Source organism: Paenibacillus sp. IHB B 3415, from assembly GCF_000802655.2.
Taxonomy (GTDB): Bacteria; Bacillota; Bacilli; order Paenibacillales; family Paenibacillaceae; genus Paenibacillus_AQ; species Paenibacillus_AQ phytohabitans.
In genome coordinates this window covers 1-18,024 of sequence record NZ_JUEI01000041.1, presented here as the reverse complement: position 1 = coordinate 18,024, position 18,024 = coordinate 1, and the positions used below count along the sequence as shown (strand labels likewise).

Annotated in this window: 17 protein-coding genes and 1 pseudogene; 5 read left to right on the top strand and 13 right to left on the bottom strand. The window is 52.7% G+C overall.

All coding sequences use genetic code 11. The features are described from left to right. Nucleotides 1–88 precede the first annotated feature (88 nt). Together QW71_RS42245 and QW71_RS18400 are read left to right on the top strand one after the other, a co-directional pair. A pseudogene (locus QW71_RS42245) lies at nucleotides 89–190 on the top strand (hypothetical protein); the annotation flags it as partial. After that, nucleotides 142–927 carry a PstS family phosphate ABC transporter substrate-binding protein gene (locus QW71_RS18400; RefSeq protein WP_373604780.1) on the top strand — a complete coding sequence of 262 codons (786 nt, stop codon included), beginning with the start codon at nucleotides 142–144 and terminating at the stop codon, nucleotides 925–927. The pseudogene QW71_RS42245 and the gene QW71_RS18400, both read left to right, overlap by 49 nt. 529 nt (nucleotides 928–1,456) lie before the next feature. Here the strand turns inward: QW71_RS18400 and QW71_RS18395 are convergent. The 6 genes from QW71_RS18395 to QW71_RS18370 form a co-directional block, all read right to left on the bottom strand. After that, nucleotides 1,457–2,935 (bottom strand): carboxylesterase/lipase family protein, encoded by a 1,479-nt coding sequence (locus QW71_RS18395; RefSeq protein ID WP_039301652.1) that lies wholly within the window; start codon nucleotides 2,933–2,935, stop codon nucleotides 1,457–1,459. A gap of 19 nt (nucleotides 2,936–2,954) precedes the next feature. Then, a complete protein-coding gene (locus tag QW71_RS18390) occupies nucleotides 2,955–4,112 on the bottom strand; it encodes an AI-2E family transporter (protein WP_039301649.1) in 1,158 nt (385 codons plus the stop codon). Between the two features lie 115 nt (nucleotides 4,113–4,227). Beyond that, nucleotides 4,228–4,926: a 5'-methylthioadenosine/adenosylhomocysteine nucleosidase gene (locus tag QW71_RS18385; RefSeq protein ID WP_039301645.1), complete on the bottom strand. Its 699-nt coding sequence runs from the start codon at nucleotides 4,924–4,926 to the stop codon at nucleotides 4,228–4,230. Between the two features lie 45 nt (nucleotides 4,927–4,971). Further along, on the bottom strand, nucleotides 4,972–5,703 hold the full coding sequence (locus QW71_RS18380; protein WP_039301642.1) for an SDR family NAD(P)-dependent oxidoreductase: 732 nt from the start codon (nucleotides 5,701–5,703) through the stop codon (nucleotides 4,972–4,974). 44 nt (nucleotides 5,704–5,747) lie between these two features. Continuing rightward, the gene (locus QW71_RS18375; RefSeq protein ID WP_039301639.1) at nucleotides 5,748–6,557 is read right to left on the bottom strand and encodes a GNAT family N-acetyltransferase; all 810 of its coding nucleotides are present in this window, start codon (nucleotides 6,555–6,557) and stop codon (nucleotides 5,748–5,750) included. A 113-nt stretch (nucleotides 6,558–6,670) separates the two neighbouring features. Then, nucleotides 6,671–7,030 (bottom strand): ferredoxin, encoded by a 360-nt coding sequence (locus QW71_RS18370; protein WP_039301636.1) that lies wholly within the window; start codon nucleotides 7,028–7,030, stop codon nucleotides 6,671–6,673. Nucleotides 7,031–7,176: 146 nt separating this feature from the next. Here QW71_RS18370 and QW71_RS18365 point away from each other — a divergent pair, with 146 nt between their 5' ends. The 3 genes from QW71_RS18365 (at nucleotide 7,177) to QW71_RS18355 (ending at nucleotide 10,248) form a co-directional block, all read left to right on the top strand. Beyond that, nucleotides 7,177–8,766 (top strand): helix-turn-helix domain-containing protein, encoded by a 1,590-nt coding sequence (locus QW71_RS18365; protein WP_039301633.1) that lies wholly within the window; start codon nucleotides 7,177–7,179, stop codon nucleotides 8,764–8,766. Between the two features lie 102 nt (nucleotides 8,767–8,868). Continuing rightward, nucleotides 8,869–9,885: an ABC transporter substrate-binding protein gene (locus QW71_RS18360; RefSeq protein WP_039301629.1), complete on the top strand. Its 1,017-nt coding sequence runs from the start codon at nucleotides 8,869–8,871 to the stop codon at nucleotides 9,883–9,885. A 147-nt stretch (nucleotides 9,886–10,032) separates the two neighbouring features. Further along, nucleotides 10,033–10,248 carry a hypothetical protein gene (locus QW71_RS18355; RefSeq protein WP_039301626.1) on the top strand — a complete coding sequence of 72 codons (216 nt, stop codon included), beginning with the start codon at nucleotides 10,033–10,035 and terminating at the stop codon, nucleotides 10,246–10,248. Between the two features lie 13 nt (nucleotides 10,249–10,261). Here QW71_RS18355 and QW71_RS18350 read toward each other — a convergent pair whose 3' ends face one another. From QW71_RS18350 to QW71_RS18320, 7 genes are all read right to left on the bottom strand, one after another. Beyond that, nucleotides 10,262–11,359: a GerAB/ArcD/ProY family transporter gene (locus tag QW71_RS18350; RefSeq protein WP_039301624.1), complete on the bottom strand. Its 1,098-nt coding sequence runs from the start codon at nucleotides 11,357–11,359 to the stop codon at nucleotides 10,262–10,264. A 35-nt stretch (nucleotides 11,360–11,394) separates the two neighbouring features. Further along, complete coding sequence (locus tag QW71_RS18345) at nucleotides 11,395–12,600, bottom strand: Ger(x)C family spore germination protein (RefSeq protein ID WP_039301621.1); 1,206 nt, start codon at nucleotides 12,598–12,600, stop codon at nucleotides 11,395–11,397. Then, the gene (locus tag QW71_RS18340; RefSeq protein WP_083442613.1) at nucleotides 12,590–14,173 is read right to left on the bottom strand and encodes a spore germination protein; all 1,584 of its coding nucleotides are present in this window, start codon (nucleotides 14,171–14,173) and stop codon (nucleotides 12,590–12,592) included. Before QW71_RS18340 ends, QW71_RS18345 begins: the two co-directional genes overlap by 11 nt. A gap of 167 nt (nucleotides 14,174–14,340) precedes the next feature. Then, on the bottom strand, nucleotides 14,341–15,381 hold the full coding sequence (locus QW71_RS18335; RefSeq protein ID WP_039301618.1) for an NAD(P)/FAD-dependent oxidoreductase: 1,041 nt from the start codon (nucleotides 15,379–15,381) through the stop codon (nucleotides 14,341–14,343). Between the two features lie 27 nt (nucleotides 15,382–15,408). Next, a complete protein-coding gene (locus tag QW71_RS18330; protein ID WP_039301615.1) occupies nucleotides 15,409–16,443 on the bottom strand; it encodes an iron ABC transporter permease in 1,035 nt (344 codons plus the stop codon). 2 nt (nucleotides 16,444–16,445) lie between these two features. Continuing rightward, complete coding sequence (locus QW71_RS18325) at nucleotides 16,446–17,504, bottom strand: iron ABC transporter permease (protein WP_039301612.1); 1,059 nt, start codon at nucleotides 17,502–17,504, stop codon at nucleotides 16,446–16,448. 184 nt (nucleotides 17,505–17,688) lie between these two features. After that, the gene (locus QW71_RS18320) at nucleotides 17,689–17,934 is read right to left on the bottom strand and encodes a hypothetical protein (RefSeq protein WP_039301608.1); all 246 of its coding nucleotides are present in this window, start codon (nucleotides 17,932–17,934) and stop codon (nucleotides 17,689–17,691) included. Nucleotides 17,935–18,024 lie beyond the last annotated feature (90 nt).

The window sequence follows — 18,024 nt, the reverse complement described above, 5'->3', positions numbered from 1 at the left end:
CATGAGATAAGGCAGGCTTATGTGAACAGTCTTGCCGAAGTAAGGGAACAGGAGGTCAATCTGCTCCAGTTCGCACCTTTTGAAGTGAATACCAAAGCCGCCAGCCTGGATCATAAGGCTGCCTATCATATTCAGGAACAAATGCCCCGGTTGGACGGCGCAACTGCACTCTATCCGCTATATTCCGCTTTTGTTCAAGCGGTGTATCCGCCCGATACTTATAACCATAGTATATATGAGACCGGTAATGATCTTGCCGTATGCACCACCACTTCCGAAGCCTATAAGCGGCTGATCAAAGGGGATGCCGATATTATATTTGCCGCAGCCCCCTCACTCGCCCAGACCAAGCAGGCGAAGCTGGCAGGCCGTGAGCTGAAGCTTACCCCTATAGGACGTGAAGCATTCGTCTTTTTTGTCAACAAGCGCAATCCCGTTAATGGACTGACCACTGAGCAAGTGAAGGATATCTACTCCGGCACACTGACGAATTGGAAGCAGGTCGGCGGTAAGAAGGCGTCCATCCGGGCGTTTCAACGTGACGAGAACAGCGGCAGCCAGACCATGCTTGAGAAAATCATGGAGGACCGGACGCTGATGAGCCCCCCGAAGGAGAATGTTGCAGACGTCATGAGCGGGATTATCAGCCTGACCGCCAGCTACCGCAATTATAATAATGCGCTCGGCTTCAGCTTCCTGTTCTACGCCTCGGAGATGAACGCCAGCGATGAGATTAAGCTGCTGGAGATCGAGGGTGTGCCTCCCACCAAGGAGAGCATCCGCAGCGGGGCGTACCCCTTCGCAGCAGAATTCTACGCGGTAACTGCGGGAAGCACCAATCCCAATATTGAGCCATTTCTAGACTGGATTCTGTCCCCGGAAGGACAGGAGCTGGTCGATAAGACGGGTTATGCCGCGGTGAAATAATGAATTCGGACCGCATGTTCCTGATTCGGTGGCGTGCGCAGAGACTAACCATAAAAAGCAGCAGCCCTCTTGCCGGGGAATTAGACTCTCCGGTAAGGGCTGCTGCTTTTTCATGATCAATACGGTACTTATCTTTGCCATAGTTGTGCCAATTCTGCGGAATGAGGGGCACTTCTGCTCCTCATTCCAGCTTCCTGCCCACTTTCGGCGAATTCCGGGGCACTTCTGCTCCTCATTCCCGCTTCTTGCCCACTTTCGGCGAATTCAGGGGCACTTCTGCCCCTCATTTCCGCTTCCCGCCCACTTCCGGGCGAATTCAGGGGCACTTCTGCTCCTCATTCCCGCTTCCCGCACACTTTCGGCGAATTCAGGGGTACTTCTGCTCCTCATTCCCGCTTTCCGCCCACTTCCGGCGAATTCAGGGGCACTTCTGCCCTCATTCCCGCTTTCCGCCCACTTCCGGCGAATTCAGGGGCACTTCTGCTCCTCATTCCGGTATATCGCGCCTTCTTGAAATCAAGAGCCGCGTTCACCCTGCGTAATGCTCAAAAATCCGTCTGCGCTTCTCGCCGTCCGGATCGTCCACTACTCTGGAGACCTGATCAAACAGCAGCGTAGCACGCTGTTCCGGTGTGTACTGTGGCCATACAAGTTCCGGTGCAGACGGATCACCGTGGCGGGCAAAGGCGGTCCAGGCTCTCTGCATCGCTTCAGCCACACCAGCCATCTCAGACGTTACCGTCAGGCCGTATTGCTTCAGCAGCGGCAGGTTGTTGAACACGTAGAGAATCTCCGCTCCGTGAATGGCCTTCTCCAGCAGCGGATGGCCGGTGACGGTCCAGTCGAACCGGTACATCCAGACCGGAGCGTGATCCAGCTGCTTTTCCGCGAACGAAATGGAGCTGGCCCAGAAGAACAGATCGGTCAGCACCTCGGCTTGCCCTTCCCAGGTTTTGCTGTAATCGGAGGTCAGCTCTGAGAGGTCTTCGATGCCCATCAGCAGCTCCAGCGACTTGAGTGAACGGTCGAAGCTTTCGCCTGCCTGCCCTTCACGGAAGAACAGATTACCTTCGTGAAGGTTCGTCCCGATCAGCAGCGGGATGCCGCTTGCCGCTCCTTCGCGTACCGCCTGCGCCGGTTCCACCGGCAAGGTCAGTGGCTCAATAACCGGCTGGAAATACATGCTCAGCGAATTACCAGACAGCTTGTACGCCATCCGTCCGGCCGCTTCCATAATCTGCTGCGCGGGCAGTGTATGCAGCAGCTGCGTGTCACCGCCTGGCTGAAGACCGAGCTCCGCCAGGAAGGCCGCTGCAATCTGTTCACCCTGCTGACCGCTCAGGCTCTGCCCCGCACCGCTCTCCATAATCGCACGCGAGAACAGCCCCTTGGCCGCCGGCATCGCCAGCAGCGCGGCAATGCTCATGCTGCCCGCCGATTCCCCGAACACCGTAACATTCCCGGGATCACCGCCAAATGCGGCGATATTCTCCCGCACCCATTCCAGAGCGGCAATCTGGTCCAGCAGTCCAAGATTGGAGCCAAGCCCCGCGCCCAGCGGGGACAGATGCATGAATCCTAGCGGACCGAGCCGGTAATTCACCGTAACAAGCACAACCCGGCCGCTTGCCGCCATGTTGCCACCGTCAAACATCGGCTGGCTGCCCGCACCGGTTACAAAGGTGCCTCCATGAATCCAGACCATGACCGGCAGGGCATCCTCCTGCGCCGCTGCCGGTGACCAGACATTCAGGTACAGGCAATCTTCGGAGTACACCGGATTGCTGCCGCCAAAGCGCGTACCGCTGGTACTTACCGGCTGAAGGCTGACCGGGCCGAATTCCTTCGCCTCCCTTACAGCATTCCATGGCTCCGGCGGCTGCGGTGCACGAAAGCGCAGCTCTCCGACAGGAGGGGCAGCAAACGGGATTCCGCGCCAGACATTCACTCCGCCGCTCTCTTCTCCCTGCAGTTGCCCATAGGCTGTAGTCACTAGTTGTCCTGTCATTACACTCATCCTTTTCGCTTTATTCCTCAGCTTTTTCTTCAATCACTTTATAGAGTCCGGAGCGGAAACGGAACCACTGAAAGATATGGGTAACCACTACCTTGAGTACGGCGTAACCCGGTACCGCGAGAATGATGCCCAGTACCCCGAACATTTTGCCGGCAAAAATAATTACAAAAATAATCGTGATCGGATGAATCTTCAGCGTTTTACCCATGATCTGCGGAGAGATAAACTTCCCTTCGATCAGCTGGACGGCAGTCCAGACAATCACCATCTTGAGCAGCATAAACGGCGAGGTTACCATGGCTACCACCAATGCTGGCGTAATCGCGATCGCCGGTCCCAGATAAGGGACTACCGCAGTACAAGCGGCAACGATAGCAAGTACCAGAGAATACTCCAGCCCGATGATCAGATAACCAATATAGAGCAATGCGCCGATACAGCAGCTGACAATAATCTGCCCGCGGATGTAGGATGCCACCTGACTGTTCATTTCCTGCATGACCATCCGGGACTGCGGCTGCAGTGCAGTAGGAATGAACCGCATCAGGTAGTCGGGCAGTCTTTTGCCATCGCGCAGCAGATAGAACAGAATGAACGGCGTAGTCACCACTGCCAGGACAATCTCTGTCAAAGTGCCTACAAAGCTGCCTACGCCACTGGCGGCATTATTGATGAACGAGGTGCCCCAGGTAGTCACCTTGCCGGTGATATCACTGAGATCCGTACCCACACTTTCCTGAATCTTTCCGAAAAATTCACTGCCCGTCAGATGTAGGAATTCCTCCTGAATCTGCGCGCTGTATATCGGGAAGTTGTCGATCAGCCCCATCAGCTGGGTACGGATAATCGGAATAACCATCAGCAGGATCAGTGTAATAATTCCGGCTATTACGAGGTACATCGTAACAATTCCGTAAGCGCGCTTCACCTTGCTTCTCCGCTCCAGGCGGTCAACCAGCGGATTCAGCAGGTAATAAGCAACTCCCGAGAGAAGCAGCGGCGCTGCCACTGTATGCAGAAGCACTGACAACGGTTTGAATATAAACGGAATCTTGGAGAATACGAGCACGGTAACACCAATCAGCAACGCAATTAAAAGCCCCACCACAAACTTGTTATTCAGAAAAAACTTTTTGAATTTATCCGGCCAGACCTGACGTCTATCCATATACTGCCGCCCCCCTGCTGCAACACTTACGATATAAGTGTGATTAATTGCACTTTGTATTAGCATAGTCAACACGGAGGCTGCAAGTCAAATTTTCTGCCCCGCCAAAAAAGCTCTAGTGTAGTGAAGACTGCAGGCCGACCAGCAGACCTTCCACCAAAGCCAGGGAGTTCAGCGAAACCGCCTCAACATTGCTCTCAAAAGCTTCTACGCTATCCTCATCCGCATGGTCTGAAATCGATCGGATTACAACAAAGGGAATCCGGTTCACATAACAGGTCTGCGCCACACTGGCACTTTCCATGTCCACACACATCGCTCCGAGGGCAGCGAGTTCCTTATATTTGTCAGCGCAAGAGATGAAAGTCTCACCGGAAACAATGATACCCTTATACACCTTCCCTGCAAATTCAGCGCTGTCCGCTACACGGATGCATGCATTTACCATGGCCTTGTCAGCCTCCATATAAATACTGTTCATCCATGGATGATATTCGGTCAGGATCTCTGCAGGCAGATCGTGATGCCCGACCTGTGCGGACACAATAATGTCCCCGCAATTCAAGCGTTCATCCAGCCCTCCCGCTGCCCCGGTAAGAATTATATGAGTAACTGCGAACTGGTCAATCAGTACCTGCGTGGCTATGCAGGCATTTACTTTGCCCACTCCGCAAATCACCAGCACTACCTCGGTGTTCTCCAGCAGACCTGAATAGAACTTCAGGGAAGCCCGTTCCGTAACAACAAGCGTCCGGCTCCGCCCGATCAGCACTGAAATCTCTTCATCCGATGGACCGATGATCCCTACTTTCATTGCCTTCCCCCCGATTTCATAACTGCTTACCGCCAGCCTGGCGGCTCAGCGCAAATAACAGCCATTGTTAATATCAAAAGTCGCCCCGGTGTAGGCCCGGGCTTTGCGGCTTAGCATAAAAACCACCGTATCCGCAATATCCTCCGCCAGCAGCGGTTCCGGGGTTAGTTGATGCTCCAGATATTCCTGCTGCCTCCAGGCCGGGATATGCCCCATCATCGGAGTGCTGGTCATCGTCGGGGCAACAGCATTCACCCGGATATGAGGGGCAAAGTTCATGGCGCAGCTTTTGGTCAAGCCGAGAACAGCTGCCTTGGTCAAGCCATACACCGCATCTGAGCTGCCTTCCTGACCGGAGACGGAGGCCATGTTGACGATGACGCCTGTCTGCTTCCGGTCCAGCAGCAGCCGTCCGAACCCTTGCGAGAAATAGACGTACCCTTTTATGTTGATATCCAGTACCCTGCCGATGTCCGCTGGCGTATAATCCAGCAGACTGCGCCCCAGATATATGCCTGCATTATTGACCAGACCGTTGACCTCAGCATGTTCTTGCTGTATGTATGCGAAGAATTGCTCCACCTCGCTGTATTTGCTCACATCCACCTGGAAGGAGCAGAGCTTATCCGAACCCGCCTCGGCCTTCAGCTCCTCAAGCCCCCGGCCATCCAGATCACAGGCAATCACTTCAGCACCTTCCTGCAGACTAAGCATGACGATAGCCTTACCGATTCCCGAAGCGGCCCCGGTCACAATTATTTTCATTCCCTGCAGCATTCTTTAACACTCCCTCACCTTGATTCTCCACCGGCAGAACACGCCTACTGAAACCGCAAATCAACAACACTGCCGGTCCGCTCAAAACCGATCGACTGATAGACCTTATTGGAATCCGGGTTTGCAGCATCGGCATAGAGCATAGGAGTAATGCCCTTGTCCAGCAGCTCAGCACACAGCTCTGCTACAGCAGCACTGGCATAGCCCTGCTTACGGCAGTCCTGCGGAGTGAACACTTCATTAATCCGGGCATGCCTGGAGGACAGATGGGCCAGATTCGCCATGGACACGGGCCTATCCTGTACCATCCACAGGCGGAGCTTGCCGGATTCCGTAATATCTCTGGCGTAGCCGAGGAAATTCTCCGGTGCATTATCGGTGCCGAACGCATCCTTCACAAAGCTGGCCAAATAGTCTGCAATGACCGGGATATAGCCAGCATCTGCCTGCAGCAGCTTACCGCTGACATTAGCGGGCTTCTTCACCTGCGGGCAATGATAGGCTTCCATGATCATATGGACATGATACAGCTTGCCTGTATTCTCACAATAAGCCTCTGCAAACAGCTTGCCTGTCTCCTTAGTCCCGTTAACCCCTGACAATCCGCAGCCCTTCAGCCGCTCCACAAGCTGGCGAACCAGGGCTCTGCGCTGATCTGCACCTACCTCCGGTGCAATCCATAACCAGGGGTTATGCCCCTCCGTGTGCGCAAAGATCAGATGATCCTCGGCTGTCTTGATCCGGAGCGATTCCGGGTTTCCGGTGATAAGGTGAAGGAGATTATATTCCACCTCTTCCTGTAAGAACGCTTCGCTGTGCAGCACACGGTCATCCGGCTCGAAATCCACAAACATCCTGCTTCCCCCTTACTCTATCTTTTCTATCCATCATAATCCTCCGTCTGACAAAAATAAACAATCCTCCACCGAAAATTTTCCAGTGGAGGACTGCATTGTTCTTTCATGTTTTATTTCTTCTTTTTACCCTTTGCCCCTTTTTCAATTGCGGCTTTCAGTCCTTCATCATAAGTGTAGAGAACATTCTCTTCCAGCCGTTCACCCTTCAGCACCTTGCGTACCAGGCTTTTGGCTGATTTGGGGGTGATATCCCTGTACCATACGCCTTCCGGATATGAGATGACTACACACGCATCCGAACATCTTCCGTTGCAGCGGGTTACTGTAGTATGAATCAGGCTATCTGCCCCTTGCTTCCCGATTTCATCCTCTATCGCGTCAGCGACCTCTTCACCCTTATGCTTCTTGCAGTCGCTTCCGTTGCAGATCAGCAGATGGCTGACCGTCCCTTGCAGATTCCAGGTCGTCATGGAATTCCCGCCCCCTCTAGTACAACAATACCCTGTTTGTCTGTCTCCCTAAACTCTACTTACCAATCAGAGGATCGTCAATAGGGGGAAAGACTGTTATACTGTATTGAGAATGATTATCACCCAAGAAAAGAGTGACTCTGAACATGCATAAACCACCTTCCGGCAGTTCATTGCCTTATCCTCATAGTTTTTATGTCCCGGTGCGGATTGCTGCACTGGACAAAGCCGCTTCTAACCGGGAAAATTCCAGCCCGCCCTTCTCTTCCCTGCTGATTATAGTTACCGGAGGCAGCGCAACGATGGAGTGGGATGGAGCGCTTACCCGTGTGTCCAGCGGCAGTACCTTGTGCTGTGACAGCTCCGCACACATCACCCTGCAGCACAGCCATAACCTGCAGGGGGTGTGGATCGAATATATCACACTCTCAGGCACCAGCCATCCTTCCAGCCCGCTGAACAACGGTGTACCGCTCCGCAGCTGTGCGCCCCGTGTTTGCGCGGTGGCGTCGCGGCTGCTGGGCAGCTGGAGCCAGCCGGAAGAGCATCAGCCTTTTGTAGTGCAGCAGCTTTTCACAGAACTGCTCACTGAGCTGTATCACGGCGCTGCTGAGAACACGGAGCCGGTGCTTCATTGGCTGGACCGTGTATTGCAATATATAGAATCCCATTATAATGAGGATTTAACGAGAGGGCAGGCGGCAGAGCTTGCCGGAGTTACCCCGGAGCACTTCTCCCGCGCTTTCCGCAAATCCACCGGTCAGACCTTTAATGAATATGTAACACTGCTGCGCATCCGCAAAGCCCAGCAGCGCATTCTGACAGGAGCCCCGAATCTGAGCACGCTGGCGCTTGAAGTCGGTTATGGTGAAGGCACCTATCTAAGCCGCAAGTTCAAACATGTCGTGGGCCTTTCTCCTGCAGCCTATCACCGCAAAAATAAATCCGTTGTATCGCTGAACTTCAATCACACGGCCAGCCTGCAGGCGCTTGAGGTTGTTCCCCGGCTCGGAGTATATTCGGCTTGGATGGAGAGGCTGCAGCCTGTTCCGTCCAAGCATAAGCTGTTAAATGAAGGAAGCAGCTCCACAGGTCTATATGAACGTTTATCTTCTGCCCGGCCGGATGTGATTATCAGCTACTCCCTGCCTGACAAGAATAAGCAGCTGATGTCGTTAGCTCCGGTTATTGAAATCCCCTTTATGCAAATGGACTGGCGGGAACAATTCCGGCTGATTGCGGAGGTCACCGGCCGCAGACCACAGGCAGAAGCCTGGCTGAATGTCTATGACGAACAATGCAACGCGGCCAATCAACAGCTCGACCGCCGGATCGGTCCGCGAGGAACCGCAGTCGTCTGGGAGATTGGCAGGGACGCTGCATACTGTTTCAGCAGCAGCTATGGCCACGGATCTCAGATTCTGTATAATGATCTGGGCTTCCGGCCCCCAAGCAGCCTTGTAAGCGAGGGACTCCTCCGCCAAGGTTATCTGGAGGTTGCCTTCAGTGACGTCGCCGGCTACCCCGCGGATCATATATTTATTACCTGCAGCGCCGGAACGGCCGAGATGCGGGAGCCGCTCCGTTCCTTTCTTCATCGTGCAGTTCAGCAGAATCAGGCGTCCGCTTCCGGCAGCAGAATCTATTTCCTGAATCAGCCTGCCATGTTCTACGGATTTGATCCGCTCTCTTCGGAAGCCCAGCTCAGGGTTCTCCTGCATGCGCTGACATCATAAATTTACATAGCCGGACATCACATTCAGCCATAGTGTAAACAGAACAAAATCTGTAAAGTGTTATTGAGAATGATAATCGTTCTACATAAGGAGGCATACATCTTGAAAAAACCGTATTCAAGCCCTAATTCCCGGAAACAATGGATCATCTTCCCGTTGCTGCTGGCACTGACGCTTATTGCCTCAGCTTGTGGAAACAACACATCCAATAATAGCACCGGTTCTTCTGCTGCTAATGCTACAGAAGCTCCTGCTTCGTCTCCGCAGCCGGAGACTCCAGCCGCAACCGCAGCTCCCGCCTTCAAAACAGTAACAACTGTAAATGGAGATATTGAAGTGCCGACAGCACCGCAGCGGATTGTTGCCGAAGAGTATCTGGGCAGCCTGATTGCTCTGAATACAATCCCTGTGGGTGCTCCCGGACTGACGCTGGAGAATATGTATTTCAAAGAATTCCTGGAAGGAGTCACCGATACCGGCACTTACGGAAAAATGTCACCGGAAAATATCATCGCGCTGAACCCGGACCTGATTATATCCGGCAATGCCGACAGCTATGAGGCACTGAGCCAGATTGCGCCAACGGTCATTGTGCCTTACGGCGATTTGAAGAATGCTCACGAGGAGCTGACTTATTTCGGCAAGCTGCTGGGCAAAGAGCAGGAAGCTGCGGACTGGCTGGCAGATTATGATAAGCGCATCGCCGCAGCCAAGGCCCGTGTGGATGCAGCGATTCCCGCGGATGCCACCTTCAGTATCCTGGAGCATGCCGACAAGTCCACCTGGGTATATGGGGACAACTTCGGTCGGGGCGGACAGCCGGTCTATCAGGCACTGGGACGGAAGCCGCCAACCGAAGTCGCTGCTGAAATTATGGAGAAGCAGTGGGCAGAATTATCCGCCGAAACACTGGGCAAATATGCGGGTGATTATCTCGTCGTGACTGATAATACACAGACTGTAGAAGACTTCCAGGCAGACCCGATCTGGGGCAGCCTGCCTGCAGTCAAGAACGGCCACATCTATGTATGGAAAGAAGAACGCTCCTGGTATTATGATCCGATCGCCGTGCTGGCACAGACGGAAGAGCTGGCTGACTGGCTGACTTCGGGGCAATAACAGAATGTTCCTGAAGCTGTCTGGGCAGCCTTAACCGGCTCCCGGCAGCTTTTTTGCTGATTACTCCTTCCATAAATGGAGATAATACCTGTAGCCCGCCTGCCCGGAACCGGCAAATCAGCTTGCGGAGCCTAAGGAGTATCCCCTATGAAAATTCTCGGTATTTATGTCCTGTTAGCCATCCTCACCTTGCTAATGCTCACACTGGTTGATGTCTTATCAGGAATCAGCGTGAGTGCCTCGGTGCATTCTCTTTCGGTAATCTTTGCTACAACCACACTGCAGGAAACGATCTGCGTGGTGATCTTCCTGGCACTCCCTTTGATTCAGGTTGTCGCCGGCGCCCTCAAACGCAGCCGCTAATCTCCAGCGCAACTTAACGGTACAGGCCGAATTTGCGCCGGACAAGGTGAATAAGAAACAGCAGAACAGGTATTACCGCGCAGAAAACCGGCAGGATATTCTCCAGAAAAACCTTCCCTTCACTCATATGCACCGGATAATTCTCTGCACTGATAAAAGAGCTGAACAGCATGACCACTCCCGCCGGAATCACCAATTTTTTTGACTGGCGGACCTTGAAGAGATCAGCAGCTATAGCCACAGCAGCATAGCAATAAACCGTCATCTTGAAGAACACCCCGATAATGAGTGTCAGCATAACCAGTGCATCCAGACGCTGGACAAAATTAGCAACATTCACAAGTGTTATGGTTGTAAACATCGGGAAGGTTAACCGGCTGTAGAGGTTCTCTCCCAGCACTCCCATTTCTACGGCATGAGTAAAGCTGAGCAGACAGGCGCTTATGGTGATGGCCACAATGCCGGTTTTCTTAATCTTCTTTGATTTGCTGAAATGCGGAAGTATAGTTGTGAAGCACACTACCTCCCCGAACGGAAAAATCCAAATGTTGGGATAGGCAGAGCCCAGAGCCTCCCAGAGATCTTTGCTATGGATCGGAAACAGATTCTTAAGCTCCACCAGTCCGGCAGCAATGACAATAACAATACAGATCAATCCCATTACGATTATGATCCAGAAGAAAATCTCCGCCGTTCTGGCGAATACCTCGATCCCCTTGCTCAGGATGTACATCACCGCAATAATCATGATGGAATCAATGATAAGAATCGGAGTTTTGTCGTATGAAGCTGAAATTAACAGATCCCCCGCTTCACGCAGATTTCTGGAGCCGTTATAGAGCAGCACCGGGAGAAACAGCAGGCCTACCGGCCAGCCTATCCAGGGGCCGAGAATCTTACGCGCATAGCCGCTGATGATCAGATCCGGGAACTGCAGGTACAGATGTGTAAACACCAGATAAAGCAGAATGCCCCCGGGGAGCGCCATCAGGATGGAGAGCCAGACCGCATGCCCGCTCTCCAGGCCCACCGGTACAACCAGCGCCGTTCCAAGCTCGAACAGAACAATCATCGCAAAAAGCTGATTGGGGCCGATCGCTTCTTTTCTCATAAATCTATTCACCTTATTTCTGCATAAAAAGCTGATTATTCAGGCGCGGGGTGATACGGCTTCAGGCTCATTCCGGTACTGCGGATGTATGCTTCCACATGGAGATCCAGCTTTCCTTGAGCGAAGATATGGCCCCAATTCTTATCTAGTGAAGCCCAGCCTTGCGGATCGCTGCGTTTCAGTGCATTGCCGAAGTTAAAAATATCGCTCTCCATCTGCTGTGCCATCTGCAAGGCCTGCTTCACTTCTTTACCGGTCTGCTTCTGCAGCTCCTGTTCAAGCTTCACAATTTCTTCCCGCTTGCTGAGATCGGCGAAGCCGTCCGTTTCATTCACAATTCCTTCTTCACTGATATAGACATGAAAGACCGGCAGGCCGTCTTGAATATCAATCTTCACCTTCGTTCTGGAATACACAATATTGACGGCAACTGACTCTTTCTTATCTTCAGAATCGATATTAAGTATGGTTTCTTCTATCCGGTTGAGCAGCCACTGCGTGCCCCGCGCTTCCGAATCCTCCATCCAATAGACCAGCTTTCCCTCTCTAAAAGCACCCAGTCCGTGCATAGCAGTTCCTGCCTGTGACACTGTTTGTTCCATATTGGATTTCTTCATGCCTTCAGAAGGGTCCCCTTGAACAGACACCCCATTAATCGTCAAATCTCCTTCACCCGTTATGCCGTTAATGATGTCAAATACGCTGACCGTCCGGTTCTCTCCCCATACCCTGGAGGTATTCTGCGTCTTTTTGACCATTCCCAGCGAAGGCAGGCTTTCTATGGATGTCAGTATCTTCAGAACTGAAGCGGCATCACTGTGATAGGCAACGAGTACTGCCGAATTCAGTCTCAGTTCATGCGAACGCTCAAAGATGTCAAATACATCGTTGATTCCGCTCCGGGCCAGGGACTCGCCTACAATAACAAGCTGGGTATGGGCAAAAAAAAGCTGCCGTGTCACCCGTTTGGATGCCCGCCGCAGAGCCCCGAATAAGGTCTTGTCGGTAGAGGATACGACCACAATAGAGGGCTGTCCGGTACTGGCACTAAAGCTTGATGCCGTTGACGATGGATTGACCAGCTGAAAGGTCACCTTAAATTCATTGGTTTCCGGAACCAGATCAATACCGATGCCGCTGACGATAGCCAGGTCATTCAATTCTCTGCTGTTCCAGCAGCCGCTCAGCAGCAGCGCAATGACTCCAACAGAAACCAGGCGCATAACGCCCTTAATGTTCATAGGATTTCCTCTTTGCAGTTTTTTTTCCGGAGGCCGCGGAGCTATTGCCCTTGTTCAGCAGTCGTTTGCGGATCTTCATGAATGTTATAGGAGAGCGGAGAAAGGTGTCCTTCTGATTCTCCGGCACAAACGGCCCCATAGGAGACATATACGGCACTCCAAGGGAGCGCAGGCTGCACATGTGGGCAATCAGCATGATGGTAAAGATGGCGATCCCATACAGCCCCATAAAGGCGGCGATGACCATAATGATAAACCGCAGCATCCGGATGGAAAGTGCCATATTGAATGCCGGTGTGGCGAAGCTGGAGATACCTGTAAGCGATACGACAATAACCATGGCCGGAGAAACAATTCCCGCCTGAACCGCCGCAGTCCCAAGCACCAGCCCGCCAATAATTGAGACGGTCTGCCCGATGGGCGAAGGCATGCGGACACCCGCTTCACGGATAATCTCGAAGGTAATCTCCATCATTAGCGCTTCGACGAAAGCAGGGAAAGGCACCCCCTCCCGCTGCGAAGCCAAATTGATCAGCAGCGGTGTCGGAATCATTTCCTGATGGAAGTTAAGCGCCGCCACGAAGATGGCAGGTCCATATAAAGAGATAATCAGGCACAGGAACCGCAGCAGCCGGATCAGTGTTGAGATATCGTAGCGCTGGTAGTAATCCTCCACGGTATGAAAGAACATGAAGAAGGTAGTGGGGGCAATCAGTACAAACGGTGTGCCGTCCACAAAGATAGCAATCCGTCCGTCCAGCAGGTTTCCCGCTACACTATCCGGCCGTTCCGTATTATAGAGTGTAGGAAATGGAGAGTACTTATTATCTTCAATAATCTGCTCAATGTAGCCTGATTCCAGAATTGAATCCACCCTAATCTCCTGAAGCTTTTTTTTGAATACCTTGATCGTCTCTTCATCTGCAATGCCATGGATATACATAATGGTGATATCGGTGTGGGTCACATCGCCAAGCTTCATCGTTTCGGTCCAGAGATCGGGATTCTTGATGATTTTGCGGACCAGTGCGATATTGGTGCTGATGGTCTCCGTGAAGCTTTCCTTCGAGCCGCGGATCGCCACTTGAGTCGAAGCCTCAGATACCGGTCTGACCTCACCGCCGCAGGTGCTCCCGCTCACGGCTTCACCGAGTCCGTCAACCAGAATAATCGTGTCCCCCGACAACAGCGCTTCAAGCAGTCCATTGATATCTTGAACCAGCTTCTCTTTGCCGATGCTTAGCGCATTGTCTTTAATATAGGAATACACTTCGGCTGTTGTTGCCGCGAGCAGCACATCGTCATTCAAAGATTCGAAGGACATCACATGTGAAATGAAATGGTCAACTATCTCTCTGTCCGTAATACCAATCATATATACAGCAGCTACCCGTGCCGTTCGATTGATGAGATCATAAGTACGTATGATAAGATCCGGGCTGTTCCCCAGCCTGGCTTTGATTTGAGTAATATTCTCTTCCAGATCAGGGGAGATAGGCGGATTGTGGGGTTTCCCGCCAGCGCTGTCCACCGTTTGAGCGGCTTGGCCGGATTCTTTGGTTGTCTTATCCATACACAGCACCTCCTGCACTTACTATTCGCCCGCTATCCTTTTTTTATGCAGCTTATGGAATGTGTGAGGAACGCGGGGCAAGCAAAGCCTAAGGAAAGCTTACTCAAAAAAAAGGCTGCTCCCCGCACGGAATCTCCCGTGTAAGGAACAGCCTATATGTGTTTAGACTAGTGGTCATCAACTACGCCAAGTGCCTTGTTCTTCTCCTTAAACCGGTCGTTATGCGAGGAGACATAGGCCACCTTATCCGCTTCAGGGTCCATGTACAGCTTCGCGCTGTTGAGGGCAAGCACCGCATCCGTGAACGTTCCGGCAATCAGTCTTACCTTGCTGTCATAGTCTACGAAATCTCCTGCAGCAAAGATACCGGGCAGATTCGTTTCGAGCTTGCCGCTGACCTTGGCCCACCATTCCCCCATGTCCAGCCCCCAGTCCTTCAACGGACCGAAATCGCTCTTGAGCCCGTGGTTGACAATAACGGCATCCACCTCAAGCTGCTCACTCTCACCGGATTCGATATGGCTGATCGTAACCTGATCAATCTGCTCGCCATTGCTGCTGTGCAGCTGGTTTACTGCATAGGGTACACGTACATTCACAGAGGAATCCTTCATGCGGACAATATTCTTCTCATGGCCGCCGAACTGTTCCCGGCGGTGCACAATCGTCACGCTGGAGGCAATTCCCTCCAGTTCATTCGCCCAGTCCACCGCTGAATTGCCGCCGCCCGAGATCAATACCCGCTTGCCGCGGAAGGGCTCCAGCTCCTGCACCGTATAATGCAGGTTCGTCACTTCATAGCGGTCAGCACCCTCAATCTCCAGCTTCGCCATCTGCAGAATGCCGTACCCGATGGTAAGGATAACGGTCCGGGTCCAGTGCTGCTCACCGGTCGCCGAGGTCAGGATATAAGTCCCGTCCTCCTGGCGCGCCTGATGCACCACCTGCTGCCCGAATACGATGGTCGGATCGAAGGTCCGTGCCTGCTCGGCCAGCTGGTCAATCAGCTTACGGCAGAGGGTCGGTGTAACACCTCCGACATCCCAGATCATTTTCTCGGGATAGATCAGCATCCGGCCGCCCAGCTCTTCCTTCGCTTCAATCAGCTTCGTCTTCAAATCTCTCATTCCGCTGTAAAAAGCCGTATACATACCTGCGGGTCCCCCGCCAATAATCGTCACATCATATAATTCCATGGATTCATTCATTTGTTTCCCTCCAGCTTCTAGGTGTATTTAAGATTTGGTCCGGGCCAGCAAATACAGAAAGTAAGGAGCGCCGATAACGGCAACAACAATGCCGGTGGGGATCTCCGACGGCTGCAGAATCCGGCGGCCGATCGTATCGGCAGTAATAACGAGCAGTGCGCCAATCAGTGCGGAGGCAGGAAGCATCAGCTGATGCTTCGGTCCCACCAGCCTTCTGGCCAGATGCGGGCCAACCAGTCCGACGAAGCCTATCCCGCCGCTTACGGCTACACTTGAAGCCGCAAGTCCGACTGCCGCTGCCAAGAGCCGGAACTGCTCTCTGGTGACATGAGCACCAAGACCGGTAGCCGTCTGCTCGCCCAGATTCAGCACATTCATGACCCTTGCCTTATAGATGACGTAGGGCAGGAGAATCACAATCCAGGGAAGCAGGGACAATACAAATTTCCAGCTGGTGCCCCAGATACTGCCCGCAAGCCACGTGGCAACGAATTGATATTTGTCCGGATCAAGGCGAAGCGTCAGCACAATCATCGCTGCACTCATCCCTGCCGCAACTGCGACACCGGTGAGCAGCAGACGGATCGGTGCAATTCCCTGATGCCGCTTATAAGCCAGACTGTAGATCAGTGCAGCAGTAAATGCCGCCCCGACAAATGCCACTACCGGCAGCAGATAGACAGGTGCCGCAGAGGTCGTCGGATAGAAGGATACCATCAGCATGACCATCAGTCCGGCTCCGGCATTAATGCCCAGGATCCCCGGGTCGGCCAGATCATTACGGAAGACCCCCTGCATCACCGCTCCGGAAACTGCCAGTGCAGCTCCAATCAGGATGGAAATTACAATACGCGGCAAGCGGAATTGGAACAGAATCAATTCCTGCTTGTCCGTCCCCTTGCCGAACAGCGTATTCAGCAGCTCAAGCGGAGTTAAACGTATGTATCCTGTATTCACACTTATAATGAACATGATAATAATCAGTACAGCCAGCACACTAAGTACAGTCAGACCATGCTTACGCCTTGCTTCTTCGAAGGAAACCACTCTGGTTCTCTGCATTTTTACAGCTCCCTTCTTTCTTTGCGGGCCAGGTACAGGAAGAATGGAACCCCGATCAGCGCTATAATTGCTCCTACTGGCGTTTCATGCGGCGGGTTGATCATCCGGGCAGTCAGATCCGCCCCTACCACGAGCAAGGCACCCAGCACAGCGGAGCAGGGAATAATCCATCTGTAATCCACACCTACAAGATAACGTGTCAGATGGGGAATAATCAGCCCGACAAACCCTACCGCTCCTACTACAGCCACCGAAGCGCCAGCCAGAATCAGGACGACTAAGGCCCCGGCCAATTTGACCAGACCGGTACGCTGTCCCAGTCCTCTGGCGATATCTTCCCCCAGACTGAGCATAGTAATGGAACGGGACAGGATAATCGCCCCGATGAGTGCCGCAATCACCCAGGGAGACATGACCTGAAGCTGGAACCATTTCGTTCCGGCCAAGCCGCCTGCATACCAGAAGGCGAGGTCTTGGCCGATTTTGAAATACAGCGCCACGCCTTCACTGAGCGCCGAGAGCAGCGCACTGAAGGCGGCTCCGGCCAGTACCAGCCGGGCCGGGGTAAGTCCGCCCTTCGCCAGTGAACCGATTCCGTAGACAATACCAGCTCCCGCTCCGGCCCCGATGAAGGAATATAGGATAAGATACATAAACGACAAATTCGGAAAAAAAGCAAAGCAGACGGCCAGCGCAAAACCCGCCCCCGAGTTAATGCCCATCAGTCCCGAATCCGCAAGCGGATTGCGGGTCATTCCCTGCATGATCGCTCCCGCCACTGCGAAGCTGGCTCCGACCATCACGCCGCCGAGAACCCGCGGCAGCCTGAGCTCGCGGATAATCTGATGCTCTGTAATATCCGGATTGAAGTGAAAAACTGCTGTCCAAACGACAGAAAGCTTAATATCTGCTGCCCCAAACGATACTGAAACAGCGATGCCCAGCGCCAGCGCAATCAAACCGCCAATAAGGATCAGCGTTGCCGCCCAAGGGCGCGAACGTAGTTTGAGCGGTTCTGCTCTCTGATCAAGCCCATTCCTGGACACTGCCTGTTGATTCATGACTGTCACCCGTTTTCTATGAAATTGATTCTCATTATCATTGTAATATTGTAAATGAATTTGTCACTGTTTGGCAATGGACAAATATAAACCTGTACATAGAAAGTCTCTAATCATCCATTTCGCGCAGGATATCCGCAGAACAAAATCACCCTAACGGGTGAATGGGCTTACTAGCCAGCGCTTATTTGTTCGCTGGCTTTTCTTTTCTTACCAAGGTTCCATTACAAGAAGGACAGAAAAACTCCGGCGATTCTCCGGCCTTCAGTCCATACGAACACTCGCCCACGATAAACTCAGGCACCGGGTCCAATTCCCCACATTCGGCACAGACATAATCAATCCATACCTCAGGCTCTTCTTCTCCCCACGGTTCCCACATTTCCCCATCCTTCATTTGATCCGGTTTCTTCCCTTCGCCTTTTTCCATGTTTCCTTATCCCCCATTTCTTTTGGTTTGCATATTCTCTCTCTTCGTCATAATAATAAATCCGGCCATATTCTGCATGCCAAATGACCA